General features: G+C 48.4%; 22 protein-coding genes. 20 read left to right on the top strand and 2 right to left on the bottom strand.

Translation table 11 applies throughout. The annotated features are described in order from the left end of the window. Window positions 1–179: 179 nt before the first annotated feature. The 11 genes from C2U43_RS27795 (at window position 180) to C2U43_RS27740 (ending at window position 5,716) form a co-directional block, all read left to right on the top strand. Window positions 180–674: a hypothetical protein gene (locus C2U43_RS27795; protein ID WP_015063025.1), complete on the top strand. Its 495-nt coding sequence runs from the start codon at window positions 180–182 to the stop codon at window positions 672–674. A 57-nt stretch (window positions 675–731) separates the two neighbouring features. Continuing rightward, window positions 732–956, top strand: coding sequence for a hypothetical protein (locus C2U43_RS27790; RefSeq protein ID WP_022652360.1), 225 nt, complete (start codon window positions 732–734; stop codon window positions 954–956). A 138-nt stretch (window positions 957–1,094) separates the two neighbouring features. After that, on the top strand, window positions 1,095–1,793 hold the full coding sequence (locus C2U43_RS27785) for a hypothetical protein (protein ID WP_187116898.1): 699 nt from the start codon (window positions 1,095–1,097) through the stop codon (window positions 1,791–1,793). Continuing rightward, a complete protein-coding gene (locus C2U43_RS27780) occupies window positions 1,790–2,098 on the top strand; it encodes a hypothetical protein (RefSeq protein ID WP_040113307.1) in 309 nt (102 codons plus the stop codon). The genes C2U43_RS27785 and C2U43_RS27780 overlap by 4 nt, the downstream gene beginning before the upstream one ends. Before the next feature lie 33 nt (window positions 2,099–2,131). After that, window positions 2,132–2,656 (top strand): HNH endonuclease, encoded by a 525-nt coding sequence (locus tag C2U43_RS27775; protein WP_040113339.1) that lies wholly within the window; start codon window positions 2,132–2,134, stop codon window positions 2,654–2,656. A gap of 30 nt (window positions 2,657–2,686) precedes the next feature. Continuing rightward, a complete protein-coding gene (locus C2U43_RS27770) occupies window positions 2,687–3,295 on the top strand; it encodes a DUF6012 family protein (protein ID WP_040113308.1) in 609 nt (202 codons plus the stop codon). 190 nt (window positions 3,296–3,485) lie between these two features. Then, window positions 3,486–4,183, top strand: a protein-coding gene (locus tag C2U43_RS27760; protein WP_103178130.1) for an IS1-like element IS1B family transposase whose coding sequence is annotated in 2 segments (ribosomal slippage) — window positions 3,486–3,735 and window positions 3,735–4,183 — 699 coding nt in all. Because the reading frame shifts where the segments join, the coding sequence is not laid out codon by codon here. A 44-nt stretch (window positions 4,184–4,227) separates the two neighbouring features. Further along, window positions 4,228–4,464, top strand: coding sequence for a hypothetical protein (locus C2U43_RS27755; RefSeq protein ID WP_022652355.1), 237 nt, complete (start codon window positions 4,228–4,230; stop codon window positions 4,462–4,464). Window positions 4,465–4,497: 33 nt separating this feature from the next. Then, entirely contained in the window at window positions 4,498–4,746 is a 249-nt protein-coding gene (locus C2U43_RS27750) for a hypothetical protein (protein ID WP_022652354.1), read from the top strand. An 84-nt stretch (window positions 4,747–4,830) separates the two neighbouring features. After that, entirely contained in the window at window positions 4,831–5,211 is a 381-nt protein-coding gene (locus tag C2U43_RS27745) for a hypothetical protein (RefSeq protein WP_015063021.1), read from the top strand. A gap of 199 nt (window positions 5,212–5,410) precedes the next feature. Further along, a complete protein-coding gene (locus tag C2U43_RS27740; protein WP_103286031.1) occupies window positions 5,411–5,716 on the top strand; it encodes a DUF957 domain-containing protein in 306 nt (101 codons plus the stop codon). Between the two features lie 5 nt (window positions 5,717–5,721). Here C2U43_RS27740 and C2U43_RS27735 read toward each other — a convergent pair whose 3' ends face one another. Continuing rightward, on the bottom strand, window positions 5,722–6,753 hold the full coding sequence (locus tag C2U43_RS27735; protein ID WP_001395480.1) for an IS630-like element ISEc33 family transposase: 1,032 nt from the start codon (window positions 6,751–6,753) through the stop codon (window positions 5,722–5,724). Window positions 6,754–6,881: 128 nt separating this feature from the next. Between C2U43_RS27735 and C2U43_RS27730 the strand changes: the two genes are divergently transcribed. From C2U43_RS27730 to C2U43_RS27690, 9 genes are all read left to right on the top strand, one after another. Next, window positions 6,882–7,373, top strand: coding sequence for a DUF3085 domain-containing protein (locus C2U43_RS27730; RefSeq protein WP_040113309.1), 492 nt, complete (start codon window positions 6,882–6,884; stop codon window positions 7,371–7,373). Window positions 7,374–7,942: 569 nt separating this feature from the next. Next, window positions 7,943–8,146 (top strand): hypothetical protein, encoded by a 204-nt coding sequence (locus C2U43_RS29660; protein ID WP_022652350.1) that lies wholly within the window; start codon window positions 7,943–7,945, stop codon window positions 8,144–8,146. Window positions 8,147–8,195: 49 nt separating this feature from the next. Next, window positions 8,196–8,420, top strand: coding sequence for a hypothetical protein (locus tag C2U43_RS27715; RefSeq protein WP_022652349.1), 225 nt, complete (start codon window positions 8,196–8,198; stop codon window positions 8,418–8,420). Between the two features lie 34 nt (window positions 8,421–8,454). Next, window positions 8,455–8,661 carry a hypothetical protein gene (locus C2U43_RS27710; RefSeq protein ID WP_040113310.1) on the top strand — a complete coding sequence of 69 codons (207 nt, stop codon included), beginning with the start codon at window positions 8,455–8,457 and terminating at the stop codon, window positions 8,659–8,661. 229 nt (window positions 8,662–8,890) lie between these two features. After that, the gene (locus tag C2U43_RS27705; protein ID WP_022652347.1) at window positions 8,891–9,244 is read left to right on the top strand and encodes a hypothetical protein; all 354 of its coding nucleotides are present in this window, start codon (window positions 8,891–8,893) and stop codon (window positions 9,242–9,244) included. A gap of 10 nt (window positions 9,245–9,254) precedes the next feature. Then, complete coding sequence (locus C2U43_RS29655; protein WP_162859439.1) at window positions 9,255–9,431, top strand: hypothetical protein; 177 nt, start codon at window positions 9,255–9,257, stop codon at window positions 9,429–9,431. 120 nt (window positions 9,432–9,551) lie between these two features. Further along, window positions 9,552–9,833, top strand: coding sequence for a hypothetical protein (locus C2U43_RS27700; protein WP_040113311.1), 282 nt, complete (start codon window positions 9,552–9,554; stop codon window positions 9,831–9,833). Between the two features lie 236 nt (window positions 9,834–10,069). Further along, window positions 10,070–10,675 (top strand): hypothetical protein, encoded by a 606-nt coding sequence (locus C2U43_RS27695; RefSeq protein ID WP_015063019.1) that lies wholly within the window; start codon window positions 10,070–10,072, stop codon window positions 10,673–10,675. Window positions 10,676–11,108: 433 nt separating this feature from the next. Next, on the top strand, window positions 11,109–12,449 hold the full coding sequence (locus C2U43_RS27690; protein ID WP_000589001.1) for an ISNCY family transposase: 1,341 nt from the start codon (window positions 11,109–11,111) through the stop codon (window positions 12,447–12,449). A 198-nt stretch (window positions 12,450–12,647) separates the two neighbouring features. Here C2U43_RS27690 and C2U43_RS27685 read toward each other — a convergent pair whose 3' ends face one another. Further along, entirely contained in the window at window positions 12,648–13,808 is a 1,161-nt protein-coding gene (locus C2U43_RS27685; RefSeq protein WP_000830285.1) for an IS30-like element ISCfr4 family transposase, read from the bottom strand. Window positions 13,809–13,944 lie beyond the last annotated feature (136 nt).

Raw genomic sequence — 13,944 nt, 5'->3', positions numbered from 1 at the left:
CAATTAGCACAATCAGACAGACCTAAAAAAGCGTGAAAATAGCCCCGTTAACGGAAAAATAGATGAAATGTGTGTGGTGTAATGCTCGCAGGGGTGAAGTCCGTTACGGTGCGGGTTTGAAAAGTAACTTTTTTCATCAGACTAACAACATCCATTTTAAAACTATTAGGGACTGATATATGACCGATAAAGAGGATAAAAAAAGGAACTTAAGGAAGATAAGGGGCATTTCAATCAACTGGGAATTTAATAAGCCCACTGGTAAGGAACACCTGCTATTAATTATTGCCATAGTGGCATGTATTTTCCCTAGTCAGATTTTTTTCAATTCCTCTCTATGGAGCGGCTTCCTGTATTTAATTTGTGTTGCGGGTAGTTATGCATACCTGGCTATACCTCATTTTAAACATCGTAAGGAAATCTGGAAGGGATGGCTTGACCAGTCGCTGAAAGAGTACCAGCCGCTTGATCTGCAAGCTTGGGAGGTTTTTAAGGCCCGCGTTAGTGAGGAAGGCATGACTTATGTTGCTTTTGAATCATGGATGAATACTGAGGCTAGTGCTTTATATAAAGAACCCAAACAAGAATGGTCATTTGTCGACAAAACACCGGTCGGAGAAAATGATCAGTCAGAACCTGTTCAACAGATTTCAGTAAGTAATAAAAAAGAATAGATAATTTTAATCGAAAACCGTCCTGAAAACAGGGCTAATTATCCAGAGGATTGCACTATGACTATTCAAGAAAAAAATACCGTTTTCATTTTTAATGCCTGCCACGCTGACAAGGCCACTGCCTCCAGCGCCAATGCACTTTACAGCCTGGAAGTTGAATATCCGATGACCCTGAATGATTTGTCATTGCTGTGTGAGTCTGTCGCGAAAGCGTTGGATGCACCTGGTTGCGTGAAATATGAAATTACGACCGAGCCGGTAGTGGAAGCGGATGAAGATTAATTCGGGGTGTGTACACCACGTTTTCAGGAAGGGATGTAGAGTCCCGCGACCGTGTAACGACTGTCGTTTCCAGGGATGGGCGAATAAAGATGGATAGGCTTCTCAATGTGTGAACCATGTGTGAAAGGAGAAACCACAGTGAAGACACGTGGAATGCTTTTTAAAGATGAAATGGTCAGGGCAATTCTGGCAAACCAGAAAACACAGACGCGGCGGATTATAGAGCCTCAGTACAGTTCACCTGAATGGTCGGTAAGGCCTGCGCAAACACCGCGACATCGTGGGCATACGCATGACTGGTGGCTTCCAACAGGAACTCAGCCAAATTCGGCGCTTCGCGCCTGTCCGTACGGTGTAGTTGGCGACCGTATTACTGTACGTGAAGCGTTTTCCTTGCTCGGGAATGAAGATGCGTGCGCGGTGGACTGGAATGACAACATTGTGATGGACAGATCTGAAGCAGCCCGCATTTACCGTGCGAGCTGTGAACAGCGTTCGGGGGATTATGGGCTGTGGTCGATCCCTGATGAGGCCGACTGGAAGCCCCGTACAGAAAATATGAAGTTCGAAGGTGCGTGGACACCTTCTATCCATATGCCTCGCTGGGCCAGCCGTATAGTACTGGAAATCACCGATTTGCGAGTAGAGCGGTTAAACTGCATCAGCGAAGAGGATGCGAAAGCTGAAGGAGCCCCAACCGAATGTTGTGTTATTGGCGATAAGCATTTTCTTGGCTTCCGCAGCCTTTGGAAAGACACCTATGGAGAAGACAGTTGGCAGGCCAACCCGTGGGTGTGGGTAATCAATTTTGAGCGCATTGCTGGGGAAGTCGCATGAATAATGAGGTGAGTTCGCTGGGTACGGAAAAACCCGAAGGTCCTTTTGTTCTTCTGACGTTAGTCGGTGATGGTTTTATCTTCGATGAGCGGCACGAGATTATCAGGATAAATGGAAGACCAAAGCAGGTCGGAGTAAAGCGAAATTATTTTGAATCTGATCTGGGGGAAGGGAAGGCGAAATGCTGGACAGTGGATATTAATGAGGCCCATGTATTCCCCACTCTGGATGCCGCGACCGAACAGCTATGTAAATTAAGCCGACCACACCTGATTAAAATCCGAAAACTAATTCAGGAAATTTAATAAAAAACCGTCTTAATATGGTTGGGAGGTCCGGTGAAAGTTCTAAATAACAAAGGCTCAGTAATCGAATTACCCAATTTTTCAGAACTCCTCCCGAAGGTTAAATCTGATGATGGGCGATTTTCAAAGCCCAAAAATAAAATATCCAAAGAGCAACGAGCCGAACTGCGTTTGAAATTTGGTGGTCGGTGTGCCTATTGCGGCTGTACTCTGCCGGAAAAAGGCTGGCATGCCGATCATGTTGAACCGGTGAGGCGGGATTTTGAAATGGTCAGAGCCCCCGCTGGAAGCCGAGTGACACACCAGGCTCGAAGTACCGGTAAGGTCATGCATCCTGAACTGCATGCAAGCGAAAATCTTTTTCCGGCTTGCGCCCCCTGCAATCTCTTTAAAGGTGCATTGAGTGTTGAAGGAATGCGGAAAGAAATAAGCCGCCAGGTAGAACGCGCCAGGGCATACAGCGTCAACTTCAGGACCGCAGAGCGATTTGGATTAATTGAAGTCACGGAGAAGCCGATTGTCTTCTGGTTCGAAATGTATCAAGCGACACCGAAATAATTGAAACCATAATAAACGAGGATAATGACGATGTTTTTACACCTGGTACCTAAAATCCTGCATCCGATGGGAAATCTCTGCACGCTGGATTCCGTGAGCGTCACGGAACTGTCGCTTCACCTGACAGGAAATGACCTGTTTGCGATGCGCCCTTATCCGAACAAGCAATACCTGGTGGGTATGCTGAAGGGTCGCAAGGCATTGAATGGATTTCTGGTCAAAATTCCCCGAGCGTTAGAAGAGTTTACGATGGTCTCCGTCTGGAATATTGAAGGATACGGCAAAATAACGCACACCCTGAAGACCTTTGTCGAAGATACGGAATATGACCTGGTTTCCCATGACGTGCTGCTGGCGCAAGGGAGCTACCGGGCACAGGCGTCTGAAGAGTATCGTGTTCACCCTGTCTATAAAAACATTGCGCCGGTACACATCGAACCGAAGATGGAGTCCCTGCTGTCGACCGAACCCAATTTAGAGAACGATGTCTGTGAAACCTATTCGTGGGGGATGCTGGTGCGTACGCGGGAAGAGGGGTTTAAGGCAATGACGATGCCATCAGCCCGTCTCAGGGAGTCTGAGGCACTGCGGGGGGATCGCCAGCCACAACCGGAGCAGGCCATTGTTATTAGCGGGTGAGTGGCGATCAGCCTGATGTCGTTGCACAGGCTGACAGACTCTCAATGGATATACCGGGGAAGTTGATTTTCCAACCTGTAGGTTATTCGGTTCGTACCCCGATTCGGTATAATTAGTTAAATCATAGTTAGTTTAGGTGATGCTGCCAACTTACTGATTTAGTGTATGATGGTGTTTTTGAGGTGCTCCAGTGGCTTCTGTTTCTATCAGCTGTCCCTCCTGTTCAGCTACTGACGGGGTGGTGCGTAACGGCAAAAGCACTGCCGGACATCAGCGCTATCTCTGCTCTCACTGCCGTAAAACATGGCAACTGCAGTTCACTTACACCGCTTCTCAACCCGGTACGCACCAGAAAATCATTGATATGGCCATGAATGGCGTTGGATGCCGGGCAACCGCCCGCATTATGGGCGTTGGCCTCAACACGATTTTCCGCCATTTAAAAAACTCAGGCCGCAGTTGGTAACCTCGCGCATACAGCCGGGCAGTGACGTCATCGTCTGCGCGGAAATGGACGAACAGTGGGGATACGTCGGGGCTAAATCGCGCCAGCGCTGGCTGTTTTACGCGTATGACAGGCTCCGGAAGACGGTTGTTGCGCACGTATTCGGTGAACGCACTATGGCGACGCTGGGGCGTCTTATGAGCCTGCTGTCACCCTTTGACGTGGTGATATGGATGACGGATGGCTGGCCGCTGTATGAATCCCGCCTGAAGGGAAAGCTGCACGTAATCAGCAAGCGATATACGCAGCGAATTGAGCGGCATAACCTGAATCTGAGGCAGCACCTGGCACGGCTGGGACGGAAGTCGCTGTCGTTCTCAAAATCGGTGGAGCTGCATGACAAAGTCATCGGGCATTATCTGAACATAAAACACTATCAATAAGTTGGAGTCATTACCGTTAGTTTATTATGTGTAAGGACATAAACATGGATGAATATCTGGCGCTGGACAAGGCACTCATCGAAGTTCTAACCCCGGTTCCTAAGCCGTTCGCGACATTATTTGCCGGAGAAATCAAAGCAGAGTGTCACAGGATTGCCGCTAGGGAAAGCAATCCGCAACCATTGCGGATTCTTGACCGCCGTTTGCAATCGCTAATTAAGGACGGTCGCATTTCTTATACAACCGGAAAAGGTTGGCTTAAATGTGGTGGCACCGTATAACGGTATTTTCAATACAAAAAATTGGAAAGAATCATGACCAGCAATCGCTCCCGTGAAATCAAAACACCGCCTGTGCATATTATTGCGGATTACGTTCTTCGCTTCATGAAGAACAATAAAGAAGCGAAATTGTACGAAGCAATGAGCCGTCTTGAAAGTAAAATCAAACTCTTTGTTGCTGACGGCCATGATGAGCAGCATATCCGGACACAGTTAAATCAGGCCACACAATGTCATACCAAAGAAACACTGAAACGGGCCTGTGAACGGATTTGTATTTAACCTCATGTTATACATTCTGCGAGTGGTAGGCTGGCCTTTGACATCGTAGCCAGATTCTACCACTGAAAGAGGGACGCAATTTTAATGAAATTTATCCTGTTGTTTTTCATTTTAGTCATTCTGATCTGGGGGTTTACAGGTCTGGCTTTTAAAGAAGCCATTATATTTACGTCCGTCGGACTGAGCATTTCGGTTGTGGCTTTGTCTGCTCTCCTTGTGGTAGTTCTGACATTTGTAATGGCTGCAATGTATGCAACTCAGGAACTGGGTGCGCTGGGAAAAATGATTATCGCTCAGGTTGTACTGACCGGATTATGGAACCTGGCTTTTTCTATTATCCCGGACGGAAAGTTACTTTCTTTTTTCGGCGTAAATATCTGGCAATCCGGCTCATACCTGGTTTACTTCATGGCAGTGTTGATAGCTGTTTTTGCGACGTTCGTCGCGTTCCAGAAGCAGCAGTAGTTTTTACCTGATGCACCATAAGCCTTCCGATATGGAAGGTTTTTTCCTTCAGTGCTGAGTTTATTTATAGCGGGTCTGTCTTTACACCTTTTTAAACTAAATTCTGTCCTATCTAATTTATCTATTTTTTTGCTCTTTGGGTTATTAGCCGGGAGAGTCGGTTTGTTATATTGGGTTTACACCAACCGAGGGCAAAAAAATGCAGATTAATAAAGTCATGTCTTTTCTTGATATTCTTTCTAGCTGGCTTGAAGACAATATTAATATGGAGTCTGAGCTGGTCTTCGATAATGATGTAGACAATACCACCTCAGAAGCCCTGTATCCCGCAGTGGAAAAAGCTAACGCGGTATTGAGCAAACTTGCATCTCTGTCGTCTGATACGATTCAGGCGACGCGTCAGCGTTTACAGGACGCTGTCGAAGGCAATGGGGAGGTTTCTCCTGCTGACGTCAAAGAGCTGCTCTTGGCAACCAAGCATTTGATGCTAAATAGCTGCGCCTAATACCGCTACACTTTTGCCTGACCATGTTTTCCTCCGGGGAATGGGCTGGCGGTTTCCATAAAATGGCGGACCTTTTTCAGTAACTGCCACATTGAGCGGCACTGATGATTACGGGTTATCGTGTCATGAAGTGCCTGCCATAGCCGTTCCACATGATTCACCCACGGCGAGTAAACCGGCTGGTAAATTACCCTGAACTTGGGATTTGCTTTCAACCAGCGCTGTGTTTCGCGGCTTTTATGGATAATGTAGTTATCAACGATCAGCGTGATTGTTTTCGCCCGCCGGTAAGTGGCTTTCAGGTGCTTCAGCAGAGCGATAAACAGCGCTGAACTTTTGCTGTTGCCGCCCACGTAGCTGACTTTACCCGTGCCACTGTGCAGTGCGCCGGCCAGATAGTATTTTTCGTTCTGCCCCGGCGTCACTACCCGTTTCTGCTGTCCGCGCAACTGCCAGTCCGCACCGATTTTAGGATTAAGGTGGATATCCACTTCATCTTCATAAAATACCGGATGCTCTGCGCTGCATTCATCCAGCGCTTTGTGGATTACCGCCATCTTTTCATCTTTATGTGGGTCACGGATACGCAGAGTTGGCGCGGCCCTGCGCCATACAAGCCCCGCAGATGGCAACCAGCGGCGAACGGTTCCTGCATGTAACTGGCAACCGGTTATCTCATTGATTTTTATTGCCAGTAATTCGGTGCTCCAGCGTGAACGTTGATAACCAAAATCGCCGGGAGAATGCTTTATCAGCTCACGTAACAGGGTGCAGATATGTTCAAAAGGCCAGCGTCGGGAGCGCCCTGCGGGTAAGGATTTCAGGCCTTCAATACCTGAGTGCGTAAACCAGTTAATCCAGCGACCAACGGATGAACGGGCACAACAGAGAGTTCTGGCAACATCGCTGACCCGTTCACCCCGATGAAGCATCAGCATGGCCGTGAGTCTGCGGGCATGATTTTTATCACGCGTTTTATGAATAGCTTTCTGCATCAGGCGTCGTTCGCCACGGGGTATTGGTACTATGATCGGCATCGCTCAGTCCGGTTGGTGATTTTGGTTGGTTTGGCGATTGATCAGATCGCACAATCCGGGCTGAGTTCCCTTTCAGTGATCTACTATTCCGCGCAGCTATTTAGCGCCGGATTGCGGAGAATAATCAGATGAGCAGATTAACATTCGAGATTTCAGGGGTAAAAAAACTGCTTAAAGAAATCCAGTCAGCGGAGCAATTCCTTGCAACCGTTGATCAGCTTTTTGAGCCAACAAATTATCCGGGGGGGGTGCCTCTTAACGAAGCTGGTAAGACGGAAAAAGAAGCTTGCCTGGCAGGGGAAGTTTTCTGGCCATCGCCAAAGCATATGGTTCAGACCCGTCTGACCCCTCAGATTACTCTGGTAAAAGGCCATGGCGTCTGTCTGATTACCAATGCTTCTCTGGATGGAAGTCCTGTCTCCCGAGATACAGCTATCTATGCCCGTGGAATGAATCCGTCGCTTGATGAAGATTGGAATTATGAGTCTGATCAGATTATGGGAGGAGATGATAGTACAGTTACTGTACCGCTTGAGTGGTTTGAACTCGCAATCGAAAAGAAACTTAAGGCTTTTAGTCTCAAAGTATCCCCTACAAAAATAACGCTGGTGAATGGATAAACGAGTCACAGGCTGTATCGGTCTAACATGGTCTGTCCCTGATCTTTCAGCCAGCCGAACAGACCCACCTTAAAAGGAGTATTATGGCTGACACAAAGCGACCTATTTCCCCGCTTACACAGGCCCAAATCTATGTGTTGCATCGTCTGGCAAGCGGAACGAAGTATGAGATCTGCGGTGAATTTCGTCGGGCCCGGGAATGCCGGATGTATAGGGGGGCATCGGATGATGTGCGATGCCGTAGCACCCCGGTCCTCTTTCGGCTTGGGTTGGTTGAGCTGGTTAATCCGTCCCAGCGGCCTTTACCGGGAAGTTATTATCAGGTCAAGCTGAGCGCCACTGGGAGTGATCTCCTGAGGTCCATCGAACGCGACTAAATTTTTCAATTGGAACCGTTTTTCTCTCTGATATCAGGACGGGATGACCACAGGTACCTCGAAAAGAACCTCGCCATTGCCAACCCTGAGGCGCTATTTTTTTCTGGTCAAAATAGGCCCGTTAGCGAAAAAAAAACGGTATCTGATGTGGTGTAATGCTGTTGTCATTTCACCCCAGAAGGATAGCTACTGATGAAATTGTTTTATAGCAAACCAGTTCGCTTTATCGTCATTATCTGTGTATTTCTCCTCGGCGTTGATAACTTGAGCGATATGTTCGCCGATGTTTCCCGATCTGTATTCTACGGCGGTCTCGCTGCTCTCCTTGCAATTGCCGTCGTCATTGCCCGAGTTGGTTACACCAAAAATGCGGACAAGGCCAGCCAGGCGCAGTAACTTTTACTCAGCCACCTTTCGGTGGCTTTTTTTTCATAAGGACTGACTCATGCACAACATTGAAATTTCTACCGTCGCCATTTTCAGCGCCCAGTTTAAAAACATCGAAGACGCCGAGAATGCCGGGGCCCTATATTCAGTCGACATCGAATATCCGATGACGCTGAATGACCTGTCGCTGCTGTGTGAATCCGTAGCAAAAGCCGTTGGTGTCCCTAATGGAGTAAAGTACCAGTTTGTCACTCAGCCGCAACCGGAAGAAAGTGATTATTAACGCTTATGGCGACTGGCTGAACAGGAGAAGAACATTGCCCCATGTTGATCACACCCGGACGCTCCGGGTCCAGCTGTACGATGCCAGCCGCTTTCATGATGGCGCGACGGCGGAACAAGCTGGCGAACTGCATACTGTCGCATTCAGTAAACCCACGATTACCGATGATATTCAGAAAATTGTGGATACCACTGCCGAGGTGCTCGGTAGACGCTACAGCGTTAACGTATTCTCAAACTGAGCGCCGGAGAAGGAGGTGTCCAGGTGACCTCCTTCTACCTTTTTTTAAATCAAAGACCGTCAAATTTAATTCCCCTGTCAGACGTCATCGGCACACTTAAAATAAAAACCGTCCTTTTCCCGGTTGCCATTTTCACTTTTCAGATATTCGTCAAAATATTTCACCACGGGTTATTTGGGCCAGAGGCCGTATTGATATAATGAGCTCACATTTCTGAAAGGAGTTTTAGATGAATAAGTCTCTGGTCAGCTTTGCGGAATTATCTGGCGATGCTATTAATCTTGCGCGACAGTCGGTTATCGAGATGGAAATGACCGCTGCCCGGGAAAAGATTGGAAAGGCTCGTTCGTTATTCCGCTCAGGTATTCATCGTGCTGTTAATGGCTATCCGCTGATTCAGTCGGCGGCTAACCAGATGAGCGTCATTAAACGACTCCAGAGCGACACAGAATATCTCGATGCCTGTATTACTGAGAATCTTTGTATGTTCTCGACAGAGGGTTATCTGTACCTGTTTATGCAACGCCGCTTCATTAATGAACCCGTGTCTGAAGGCCGGGAACTGAACAATATTTCCATTTAAAGGTGACATTATGAAACCATTTGGACTTGCCGGAAAACCGCAGCCTGAGCCCTGTGGCTGCTGCTGGTACTACCCGGAGGATTGCCGTTATGCTGCTGCGAAACCGCTTTACCGCCGCAGCCAGCGTAAGGCTGAGCGTCAGCGTCAGCGTGCGACTATTACCCGCACACTGGCCGAATCACGATAGCCGTAAGGACTGCTCATGCCTGGGCTGACAGTACCCTGTTACCTGGCGGCATTATCCGCTGTGAGTGATTATGATTAAATACGTCACCACGTCGATTTCCCCGATATCACCGGAGCAAAGATGAAACTCAGTCAGTTGGAGGCGGGGATGACCGTTTGGTCACTCTTCCGAACCAAAATGGGCAATACCACCATTAAGACAGTAACTCTTCATTCTGTCGTTATTCAGGAGGTTTACGATAACCACGTTATCGCCAGCTGGAACCGCAATGCGCCGCGTCGGTTCGGGGAAACGGCGATAAGTAGCTGGAAAAAAGATAAGCCGCTACTCATCCGCGACCGTTCCGGAAGTGTCCGTTTGGCGACGCGGGAAGAAAAATCCCGAATATTGGAATCAAAATAGCGCCCGTCCATCTTATCGGTTTGGCCCGTTCCGTTCTCAGCGTATTCCGGTGATGGCAGTTTTCCCCCCCACTTAACTGTAGGGAAACAAAACAGCTCATTGCATCCCACCTTCCTGCTGTCATTTCCCTCTTTATTCCCGTTTTTTTCGAGCCCTTAACCCGCAAACTAGCTCCCGTTCACCGGGTATGATCAGCGTGTCTGTGACCATTAATTTTCAGAGTGAGGAGAGGGTACATGAACCAAACTGAATCGGACCCGTCCGGATATACCGCAACAACGGTCGATGAAGAACGCATGGCCATCAGGGAACTGATCGGCGAAGTGGTCGGCCGCTACCGTAGACAGGTACCGCCTGATCGCGTCCAGAAAGCTACTTTTGAGGTGAATGGCGGGCTGCTCATGGGGCTTTTGCTTGCTCTGCTGATGCTGGTATGTATTATCCAGCGTGTGGCAACTGGCGACCGACTGATGAGCTTTACCGGAGAGCCTGACGTCCGGGATATTCAGTTTACCCTGATGCTGGTCATGGAGCTCGCACTTGGCATTGTTGTCTGGTTCCTGATTGCGACGGGGGACTATTCGCGTCCCTGGCTCTATCGTCTTACTCCGGCAAAACCCGTCTGGCTTTTTGATGAAGTGGAGGACTCCGATTTGGTGCTGCTTTCCAGCAATCCCTTTATCAAACGCTGGCTTCACGAGGAACTAACGAAAATCAGGCGACTGACGTATACCCGCCTCGATGAGAAACTGGAGAAAATCGCCCATTACCCGGATAGCCTAATGCACAGTTGTGTTCGTGCTCACCGTTTGTCACTGATCGCGGGTTCGAAGACTGACTGATTACAGCCGGAAAGAAGCGGGGGACCGGACGGGCTGGCGGCGTTGAGTGTAGAGATTTGCATCCGTCTGTTTCGTCAGCGATTACGTCAGCCGTCCGCTGTTACGGCCTGCGAGGCAGCAAAACCTGAAATACTTACTTATTAAATATTTAGGCGGTCGACCTGTTCGTTTGAAGGGGGCTGGGTGGTATAATGGCTTCGGTGCTGGAGGCTTTTGCCCCAGCCAGCAGAATCACTGTTTGACTGTGGTAAAAAGCAGAAAGCCCCGAGTAATTTTTTCAAATTAACCCGAGGCCCCTGATGCTAGTCACATTAAAGGTTAGCCTCTTACCTGCAAAAATGCAAGGAGAAGAAGCCATGTGTTAACACCAAGCTGTAATGTCCCCTTTGAACCATTCTAAAATGTCCCCAGACAATTCTCTGGGGGATTTTTCATGATCAAAGAGACTGTTACGATGAGTCATAAGGAACTCGACCGACTTCACATTATTCAGGAGTCACTTAATCGCCATATTACTCAGGAACAAGCTGCGGCACGCATTGGCATTTCTATTCGGCAGGTTAAACGTCTGGTGCAACGGTATAGAAATGAAGGGCCTTCTGGTCTAGTTTCCCGCCGACGTGGAAAGCGTCCCAATAATTCCTTTTCTACCGAATTCAGAGCAACAGTAATTTCACTCCTCAAAGGCCGCTACGCTGATTTTGGACCTACGCTTGCGTGCGAAAAATTGCGCGAGATACACGGCTTGTGTTTATCCATTGAAACTCTCAGGAAGTGGATGGTAGAGGAGGGCATATGGCGCGAACGTCGTCGTAAGTTTGCCCGAATTTATCAGCGCCGGATGCGGCGCCCATCCTACGGTGAACTCATCCAGATTGATGGCTCGCCTCATGACTGGTTTGAAGGTCGGGGCCCCAAATGCACACTGATAGTCTTTATCGATGATGCTACCAGCGCTCTGATGGCGCTACGATTCGCTCCTGCAGAAACAACCCGGGCTTACATGGAAACCCTCCGGGGTTACCTTAATGATCATGGCGTACCACTGGCTCTCTATTCTGACAGACACAGTATATTCAGAGTAAATAACCCGGAGCGGGAAGGAGAGTTGACTCAGTTCACACGTGCGATAAAGACACTGGGCATCGAGCCAATCCATGCCAACAGCCCGCAGGCAAAAGGGCGGGTAGAGCGTGCCAATCAGACACTGCAGGACAGGCTGGTCAAAGAAATGCGGCTTCAGGGTATCAGTGATATTGAAACAGCAAACGCATGGTTGCCGACCTTTATTGAAGCCTATAACAACCGGTTTGCTACGCCGCCTCGTATTGCTGATAACGCCCATCTTGATGTACACCATTCTGAAGAGGAACTGGGTTATATCTTCAGCCTCCAGGCGAAGCGCGTTCTCTCCAAAAATCTCACTTTCCAGTACAAAAGCAGTGCGTTTCAGATTCGCAGTGAAGGCCGGGGATATCGACTTCGGCATTCGGTTGTCACGGTATGCGAAAGCTTTAACGGTGAAATTAAGGTTCTGTATGATGGGAAAGCGTTGGGATGGGAAAAATATGTTGATGGCCCGGAGCCTATACCACTGGATGATGAAAAAAGTGTCCATGAACGTGTGGATAATGCCCGTTTTGATTTACGCTCAAAATTCTACGTAAAACCTAAAGCTGACCATCCTTGGCTCACGCGCCGCACGCAAAGTAATCAGCAAGTGAAGCCCCCTAAATTACCCAGAAAGAAGGCTGATCCCGATAAAATGGACTGAAACCAGGCGTTATTCAGTTGAGTGCATATCCAGTCATAGGATAGATTCTTACGTAGCGTTTCTGGCGTGCATTTTCGGGTGGTTTGTTACTGTTTTTAACGGGGACACGTCAGAAACGCGCTCAGGCCGTCTGAGCGGTACGCGTAATGCGGCGTTATGGTAAATAGCCTATGCTAATGTCCGCTAAGAGCTGTGAGTTCAACTGATGGACGCAACACACTTATTGAACCGTTCTGCGGGTGATTCATAGTCTAGCGTTTTTCTCGGCCTTTCGTTGAGCTGTCTGGCAACACTGTTAAGTCTTTGCTGGCTGTGAACCGATAAGTCAGTTCCTTTTGGAAAATATTGTCTGAGCAATCTGTTCGTATTTTCATTTGAGCCACGTTGCCAGGGGGATTGAGGATCGCAGAAGTAAACCTGAATATCTGTGGCTACAGTAAACCGGGTGTGGCTGGTCATTTCAGCGCCCCGGTCCCAGGTTAATGTTTTATAAAGTTCAGCAGGTAATTCCCGGGCTTGTCTGATGAGTGCAGATATAACCGTTATGGTCTTGTTGTCTCTGATCTTCGCCAGCATAACAAAACGGGAATGACGTTCTACGAGGGTGATTATATAGGAGTTTTTCGAGCCCTGAATCAAGTCACCTTCCCAGTGACCTGGAATGGCTCTGTCAGCCGCCTCTGGTGGCCTTTCGCTGATAGGTATCGTGTTCGGGATTGACCCTAATCCTTTCCCTTTAAGCGATGACGTTCTGGATCTACGCACTGCTCTTCCGCTTCTGAGGCATTGCTGCAGCTCTTTTTTTAATGCTCCCCGGGTTTGTATAAAAAGCGTTTTATAAATCGTTTCGTGTGACACATGCATTTCCTGATTATCCGGATAACAACGTTTCAGCCAACCGGCGATCTGTTCCGGCGACCAGTCCTGATGCATCTTCTCTGCAATGATTTTACACAATGCGGGGCTTTCAATTAGCTTGCACGGTTTTGGTCTCAGCGCATTTTCCCACGCAGTAGCATCGGCTTTTGCTGCTCGGTATTGTTTTGCACCACTGTGCCTCCTGACCTCGCGGCTAATCGTTGAGGGCGCTCTTGATAATTTGGCGGCGATGTCCCTGATGCTGAGTTTTGCTACCAGCCCTCTGGATATCTCCTCTCTTTCATCAAGCGAAAGCGCTAATCGGTGCCGTTTTCGCACGGGAGGACGGTAGCCGCCTGTCTGGTGGATAGTGGGCATAATGGAAGAATGATATCTGTCGAACATTCTGGCGATATCATGTAGAGAATCACCTTGCTTATATCTGTCCCAGATAATTGCCTTCTGCTCTGGCGTGTAGTTAATCCGAGTTCTTCGTTTCATGACAACGTCCCCCTTGATTAAGGATAGCGTTGCATCGACCCATTGAACTCACAGCGAGATATAGTCATTCGCACCCTGAGAATTACACTTTAAGTGATTCAGGGTATGCGCTTACTGGTTACGAATATTGAGCGAG

The organism is Citrobacter freundii complex sp. CFNIH9 (genome assembly GCF_002903305.1).
In the GTDB taxonomy this organism is placed as follows: Bacteria; Pseudomonadota; Gammaproteobacteria; order Enterobacterales; family Enterobacteriaceae; genus Citrobacter; species Citrobacter portucalensis.
This window is presented reverse-complemented; position numbering and strand designations above follow the sequence as displayed.

Excerpts from the sequence above, each read along its gene's own strand:
- C2U43_RS27745 (WP_015063021.1), top strand. The coding sequence starts at position 4,831 with ATGAAATTTATCCTGTTGTTTTTCATTTTAGTCATTCTGATCTGGGGG.
- C2U43_RS29655 (WP_162859439.1), top strand. The coding sequence starts at position 9,255 with ATGAAACCATTTGGACTTGCCGGAAAACCGCAGCCTGAGCCCTGTGGC.
- C2U43_RS27730 (WP_040113309.1), top strand. The coding sequence starts at position 6,882 with ATGAGCAGATTAACATTCGAGATTTCAGGGGTAAAAAAACTGCTTAAA.
- C2U43_RS27685 (WP_000830285.1), bottom strand. The coding sequence starts at position 13,808 with ATGAAACGAAGAACTCGGATTAACTACACGCCAGAGCAGAAGGCAATT.
- C2U43_RS27735 (WP_001395480.1), bottom strand. The coding sequence starts at position 6,753 with ATGCCGATCATAGTACCAATACCCCGTGGCGAACGACGCCTGATGCAG.
- C2U43_RS27790 (WP_022652360.1), top strand. The coding sequence starts at position 732 with ATGACTATTCAAGAAAAAAATACCGTTTTCATTTTTAATGCCTGCCAC.
- C2U43_RS27705 (WP_022652347.1), top strand. The coding sequence starts at position 8,891 with ATGAATAAGTCTCTGGTCAGCTTTGCGGAATTATCTGGCGATGCTATT.
- C2U43_RS27750 (WP_022652354.1), top strand. The coding sequence starts at position 4,498 with ATGACCAGCAATCGCTCCCGTGAAATCAAAACACCGCCTGTGCATATT.
- C2U43_RS27690 (WP_000589001.1), top strand. The coding sequence starts at position 11,109 with ATGATCAAAGAGACTGTTACGATGAGTCATAAGGAACTCGACCGACTT.
- C2U43_RS27700 (WP_040113311.1), top strand. The coding sequence starts at position 9,552 with ATGAAACTCAGTCAGTTGGAGGCGGGGATGACCGTTTGGTCACTCTTC.
- C2U43_RS27695 (WP_015063019.1), top strand. The coding sequence starts at position 10,070 with ATGAACCAAACTGAATCGGACCCGTCCGGATATACCGCAACAACGGTC.
- C2U43_RS27715 (WP_022652349.1), top strand. The coding sequence starts at position 8,196 with ATGCACAACATTGAAATTTCTACCGTCGCCATTTTCAGCGCCCAGTTT.
- C2U43_RS27780 (WP_040113307.1), top strand. The coding sequence starts at position 1,790 with ATGAATAATGAGGTGAGTTCGCTGGGTACGGAAAAACCCGAAGGTCCT.
- C2U43_RS27755 (WP_022652355.1), top strand. The coding sequence starts at position 4,228 with ATGGATGAATATCTGGCGCTGGACAAGGCACTCATCGAAGTTCTAACC.
- C2U43_RS27740 (WP_103286031.1), top strand. The coding sequence starts at position 5,411 with ATGCAGATTAATAAAGTCATGTCTTTTCTTGATATTCTTTCTAGCTGG.
- C2U43_RS27770 (WP_040113308.1), top strand. The coding sequence starts at position 2,687 with ATGTTTTTACACCTGGTACCTAAAATCCTGCATCCGATGGGAAATCTC.
- C2U43_RS27795 (WP_015063025.1), top strand. The coding sequence starts at position 180 with ATGACCGATAAAGAGGATAAAAAAAGGAACTTAAGGAAGATAAGGGGC.
- C2U43_RS29660 (WP_022652350.1), top strand. The coding sequence starts at position 7,943 with ATGAAATTGTTTTATAGCAAACCAGTTCGCTTTATCGTCATTATCTGT.